The following is a 6098-nucleotide window of genomic DNA, read 5'->3' as shown; positions in this document are numbered from 1 at the left end:
CCGGGACTTGAGGAAAACAGCATGGTCTTGAAATCCGTAAATGATGCTAACAAAATTTACAAACATATCGAAGATCGCATCCGTGAATATGCACAAACGAATAACGAAGCGGACGCTACAATCGTAATCGGCGGCGGCGGATTGACTGGCGTCGAGTTAATCGGTGAAATCGTGGATCATTTCCCTAAAATCGCCAAAAAGTTCGGAGTGGATTTCAAGGACTTGAAAATCAAGCTTGTGGAAGCTGGTCCAAAAATCCTTCCTGTCCTGCCTGACCACTTAATTGAACGTGCCATGTCCAGCTTGGAAGCACGCGGCGTTGAATTCTTGACAGGTCTGCCTGTAACGGGTGTTAAAGGAAATCAAATCGAATTGAAAGATGGACAAACGATCGAAGCCAATACGCTTGTTTGGACAGGCGGAGTCGCAGCACTTCCTATCGTAGGCGAATCAGGTCTTGAAGTGGATCGCGGCAAAGCAACCGTTAATGAGTATTTGCAATCCAAATCCCATAATGACGTATTCGTTGTCGGAGACAGTGCCGTTGCTTTCCCTCCAGAAGGCGGCCGTCCATACGCTCCTACTGCACAAAATGCTTGGCAAATGGGTGAGCTTGTTGGATACAACCTATATGCAGCCTTTGAAGGCAAGAAACTTGAAGAATTTTCACCTGTAAACTCAGGTACACTTGCGAGCCTTGGCCGTAAAGATGCAGTGGCAACCGTTGGGGCCAATAACACTTCCCTTAAAGGTCTGCCGGCTACATTGATGAAAGAAGCAAGTAATATTCGCTATCTATCACACATCAAAGCCCTATACAGCCTCGCTTATTAATTTTAAGATAAAGCTATCTTGAATTTGAAAGGACCATTCATCATTTTGATGAATGGTCCTTTTTGTAATTAAAGGGCTGTATTTAATAAAATCAAATCTTAACCTGGTTGATGCTGAATCTAAGGTGAAATCCCTCAGGCAATTTTGCATTTGTCAAAATCCGGGTTTCTTTTAAGCGTTTATCGTTATAAGAGGAGACTTCCATCAATTCTTCATCCATATAAGCAGGATGAGTCATTATCTCAACGCTTGCCCCATCAATTACCCTCCCCTTCAAGTTTTGAAAGTAATCTTCAACCACCATTTCTCCATAAAAGTCATCCAGGAAAACATCTGTAACGGTTTGAACCTCAGCTAGGTGCATTCCGGCATTACGCACTGGCAATCCGTATTTATCAGACAGATTTTGAATAACCGGAAGAAATGCTGTTATTCCGTGTACATGATGATGGCTATCGAAATGAGTTGGAAACAGACCAAATTCCAAGAATCTTTCGATCTGTGCTGACCACTCCCTCTCCAATTCTCTCAAGGAAATACGAGTAGGGTTCTCATACACCACACCTTGCTTCTTAAAGAAACCAGATTCGTCAACTAAACTTGGCACGTCGTTCAACAGAGGTTTTCCCCATGTTAGCACTAAATGTATACCTACTTTCAACGACGGTGTCTTCTTTGCTAATTCAATCGCATGTTCCGTTGCTTTCGCATTCATCATGATGGTTGCTGAATTGACAATTCCATATTTGTGGCTATCCAAAATTCCATAATTCACCGCTTTAGTTAACCCGAAATCATCTGCATTTACAAGGACTTCAATCATGATAAATTATCCTGCAACTCCTTTTTTCCAAAAAACTGCGGCAGATAATCTTTATGTGCCTCCAGCATTTCGTCTAAGATAAGTTTCGCAACCCGATCACTAGGAACGAGTGGATTAATCGTCATGGCAAGCAACGCAGTATCATAGTCACCTGAGACTGCAGCTTCGATGGCCACCCTTTCAAAGGATTTGATTTGCTGAATTAAACCGCGAACAGCGACTGGAAGCTCTCCTACATTGATTGGCTTAGGACCATCCTTGGTTATCACGCAACTGGTTTCAATCGCAGATCCATAAGGAATGCCTTCAATCGCACCATGATTGATGGTATTTACCGCTTGAATATCACGTTTATCTGTATGCATCGAGCAAATCAACCTTACTGCCGCATCACTGTAGTACGCTCCTCCGCGCTCTTCAAGCTGCGGCGGCTTGATGTCCAAACCCTTGTCTTTGTAAAGCTCGAATAATCCTGCTTCAAGTCTTTGAACGACCTCGGCACGTGTTTCCCCTTTTTCAGCATCCTTCAATTCCTGGGCCAGCACATCTCCCGTTTTATAATAGTAGTTGTGGTATGGACACGGAAACAGGTTCAACGCTCTAAGGAATTCCGGCTCCCAGCCCATTGCATGGATATTCTTCATCGTGACGGCTTTAGCTGGATCTGTAATCAGATTGATGATTTGATCTTTGACACTCTCCCCATCAACGAATACATCCAAGCCGTAAACCATATGATTCAACCCAGCAAAGTCGATCCGGACTCTTGATGGCTCGACATCCATCAAATCAGCAACACCTCGTTCCATACCAATCGGCACATTGCAAAGGCCGATGATTTTGGAAATATTACTGTGACGCAGAACTGCTTCCGTTACCATACCAGCAGGATTCGTGAAGTTAATCAGCCAGGCATCCGGACATAATTCCTCCATTTCACGAGCAATATCCAGAATGACGGGAATCGTTCTAAAAGCCTTAAAAAGCCCGCCTGGTCCATTTGTCTCCTGTCCAATCACTCCGTGTTTCAACGGAATCTTTTCATCAAGTGCCCTTGCTGCAAGCTGGCCAACTCGCAGCTGGGTTGTTACATAATCCGCCCCTTTAAGCGCTTTCTTTCTGTCTAGCGTAAGATGGACATCAATATTCACACCAGCCTTTTCAATCATCCTTCTTGCTAAATCCCCGACAATTTCAAGCTTTTCCTTTCCCGGTTCGATATCCACGAGCCAAATTTCACTCACGGGAAGTTCCTCATGATATTTAATGAAACCTTCAATCAATTCTGGCGTATAGCTCGATCCTCCGCCAATCGTGACAATCTTCAGACCCTCGCTCATTCAGCAGCCCTCTCTTTCACTACATTTGCATGTAAGAATTCTTCGCGTAGATCGATCATTTCTATTGCAAGATCCTTTACAGTCATCGCCGTCATTAAATGATCTTGAGCATGGACCAGTATAATGGGAAGATCAAATTTGTCCCCGCCCGCCTCTGCATGGATTAATTGAGTTTGGTATTTATGGGCTTGCAGTAATTCCGTTTCTGCCTCGGCGATTTTCAAACGAGCAGAATCAAAATTCTTTTTCTTAGCCTCCTGCATCGCTTCCATTGCAAAGCTTCTCGCATTCCCACTATATAAAATCAATTGAAAGGATAGCTGGTATAATTCTTCTTTTTCCATTTTCATCACTACTTTCTTAAACGTTTAGCGTTTCCGAATCTTTTGTAAGCTCTGTTTTATTTTTGGTATCTATCTTCACTTGAGCATATACGAATGGTAAATAAATCGCTGTTGAAATGACTAAGTTGACCGCAGCCAAGACCGCTCCGGATACATGCCCGCCAGTGGCTAGGAATCCGCCCACAATCGGTGGGGTAACCCATGGAATCTTAGCAACGATCGGGAAAACCATTCCGCTGCTTACCGCTAAATACGAGATCACCGTTGTAATTACCGGACCGAGAACAAATGGAATGAACCACATTGGATTCAGAACGATAGGCAATCCGAATAGGATAGGTTCGTTAATCTGGAACACCCCTGGTGCCCCTCCAAGTGCAATCATCTGTTTATAACGTTTCCGACCGGCAATGATCATTGCGATGATAAGGCCCAATGTTGCACCAGATCCTCCTAAATAAACAAATGCATCCAGGAAAGAACCTGCCAATACCCCATATTGGTCCATGTCCTTGACACCTTTTGCATATAAATCAATATTTTTCACACCCGAACTTTCAAAAAGCGGTGTTGTTATCCCTCCAAGGATATTTGGTCCGTGCAAACCAATCATCCATAATAAATGAACAAGAAATACTAGTAAAATAGCGAATGGCAATGAATCTACTGCACTTTGTAAGGGAGATACAATCACTTTACTCAGCCAGTCATTCAGTACCTGTCCATCCGTAACTTTACGGAATAGCAGTCCGAATACACCAGCGGCAAAAATCGTTGCCATACCCGGCACTAACTTTGCAAAAGAACGGGCTACCGCTGGAGGTACTCCATCAGGCAACTTAATGACTAAATATTTCACTCGTGAAAGTCTCACAAATATTTCGGTTGCTATTAAGGCAACGACTATTCCTGTAAAGAGGGCTGTAGCATTAAAATAGTTCACGCTTACGAAACCCCATGCCCCGCCTGTAACATCCTTATCATCAATGGTTATAGTGACATTTCCGATTTGAGGTAATAATAAGAAGAAACAGGCCGAGGAAACCAGCATCGCTTCAAAACCATCGTCTCCGTATGATCTTGCTAGTTTATAAGAAATGCCGAATACAGCGAATACCGTCATGAATGCAAAGGTTCCAAACCAAATATCACCGCCTAGCGTATTCCATGCTGGACCGAAAATGGCCTCCATCATTCTTCCGTAAGGCTTGATGACTTGCCCAAGATTATTGAACAGGACGGCAAAAGACCCGATCATTGTAATCGCTATCATTCCAATCAATGCGTCACGAATCGCGAGCAGATGCCGGTTATTTCCTATTTTCACCGCTCCAGGCATAATATACTTATCAATAAAAGTCATCATATCCTTATTCTCCTTTTATTAAAGTAGTGGCTTGTTTTAGTACTTCTTCACCATTACATAGACCATAGAACATTGGATTGATGGTTGCGACCGGAATTCCCTTTTCCTTTCCCGCCTCCTGTAACTTGGAAAGAAGATACCGAACTTGCGGACCTAATAAAATCACATCAGCCTTATCCATTTCATTGTTCACTTCTGTAGAACCAACAGCCCATATATGACACTCCACCCCTTGTTTTTTAGCGCTTTCCTCCATCTTGGTAACTAATAAACTGGTAGACATCCCTGCAGAACAACATAATAAGATATTCATTGAAATTACCCCCCTTTTAATGATTGATTATTCAGTATTTTCAAGAAAAATAGAACCATAATTTTATAATAAATGATGTTCCTTTGTTTTATCACTCCCTTTGAAAGGTATTTTTGAACTGGGTATTATTACCTCCATATATATATTGTAGTTACAAATCGAAAAAATATCAACACAATTTTTAATTTGTTATTACAAATTTTTGATTTAAAGTTGATTATTGAACTTATCCGATATAATCTATATGTATATATTGGAATGAGTAAAGGAGGCATCACTGTGGAGACCATGAATAAAGAAGCGGCATTGCATTCCATCGTTAAGGAATCGATTATCGATCTTATAAAAAATGGAGAGTATCAAACAAATACAAAATTACCGACAGAAGCTGAGTTTTGTAAAATATACGGAGTAAGCAGGACAACAGTGCGCACGGCCTTACAGCAATTGACAGTCGAAGGCTACATCTACCGTGTTCAAGGTAAAGGGACTTTCGTTTCGGAAAATAAAGTGAAGCAATTTCTTACAAGCACGGTTGAAAAGTTCTCAGAGCAAATCACGATGCAAGGAAAAAATCCTTCTACAAAGGTCATTAGCTTAAAGGTGATTGAAGCAAATGCTACCCTTGCCAAGCTTTTCAAGCAAAATATTGGAGATCCAGTAAACAAACTGGAACGGATTCGTTACGTAAACGATGTCCCCCTTCAATATGAAATTGCCTATCTCCCTTGGTATAAAACACCCGGGCTTAATATCGAAGCCTGTGAAAAATCACTCTTTACAGTACTTGAAACACAATTCAATTTAAAAGTAAAAAAAACGGTCGAACACTTGGAGTTTTCACTAGCCGACGATTCCATTTCTGACAAATTGGATGTACCCAACGGTTCACCTTGTTTTTCATTAGAAACTTACACATATGAGGTTGATGGATCGGTCATTGAATTTTCTAAAACTCTCTTTAGAGGCGATCGTGCACACTTTGTCATCGAACGGAACTATTGAATGATAATTAAAAGAAGACAGATGCCTATTTCATTAAGGCAGCCCGTTTTTTTGTGTGCTTCTTATTCAGCAT

At 41.7% G+C, this 6098-nt stretch carries 7 protein-coding genes; 2 read left to right on the top strand and 5 right to left on the bottom strand.

The genetic code is table 11. The features are described 5' to 3' along the window. Positions 1 to 834, top strand: an 834-nt coding sequence (locus tag SB775_RS01695) for an NAD(P)/FAD-dependent oxidoreductase (protein WP_410860342.1), incomplete at its 5' end; no start/stop codon positions are given. A 91-nt stretch (positions 835 to 925) separates the two neighbouring features. Here SB775_RS01695 and chbG read toward each other — a convergent pair. The 5 genes from chbG to SB775_RS01670 are packed head-to-tail and all read right to left on the bottom strand — an operon-like array spanning position 926 to position 5020. Then, positions 926 to 1657, bottom strand: a complete 732-nt coding sequence (gene chbG, locus SB775_RS01690; protein ID WP_410860341.1) for a chitin disaccharide deacetylase — start codon at positions 1655 to 1657, stop codon at positions 926 to 928. Continuing rightward, positions 1654 to 2997, bottom strand: coding sequence for a 6-phospho-beta-glucosidase (locus tag SB775_RS01685; protein WP_410860340.1), 1344 nt, complete (start codon positions 2995 to 2997; stop codon positions 1654 to 1656). Before SB775_RS01685 ends, chbG begins: the two co-directional genes overlap by 4 nt. Continuing rightward, positions 2994 to 3341 carry a PTS sugar transporter subunit IIA gene (locus tag SB775_RS01680; RefSeq protein WP_089365117.1) on the bottom strand — a complete coding sequence of 116 codons (348 nt, stop codon included), beginning with the start codon at positions 3339 to 3341 and terminating at the stop codon, positions 2994 to 2996. Before SB775_RS01680 ends, SB775_RS01685 begins: the two co-directional genes overlap by 4 nt. 16 nt (positions 3342 to 3357) lie before the next feature. Further along, complete coding sequence (locus tag SB775_RS01675) at positions 3358 to 4707, bottom strand: PTS sugar transporter subunit IIC (RefSeq protein WP_410860339.1); 1350 nt, start codon at positions 4705 to 4707, stop codon at positions 3358 to 3360. Between the two features lie 4 nt (positions 4708 to 4711). Next, positions 4712 to 5020, bottom strand: a complete 309-nt coding sequence (locus SB775_RS01670) for a PTS sugar transporter subunit IIB (RefSeq protein WP_061462489.1) — start codon at positions 5018 to 5020, stop codon at positions 4712 to 4714. Between the two features lie 288 nt (positions 5021 to 5308). Here SB775_RS01670 and SB775_RS01665 point away from each other — a divergent pair, with 288 nt between their 5' ends. After that, a complete protein-coding gene (locus SB775_RS01665; protein WP_061466026.1) occupies positions 5309 to 6025 on the top strand; it encodes a GntR family transcriptional regulator in 717 nt (238 codons plus the stop codon). Positions 6026 to 6098: the final 73 nt, after the last annotated feature.

The organism is Peribacillus sp. SIMBA_075, assembly GCF_046534585.1.
Note: the sequence above shows the minus strand (reverse complement) of the source record. Positions and strands in the feature narration are given on the sequence as shown.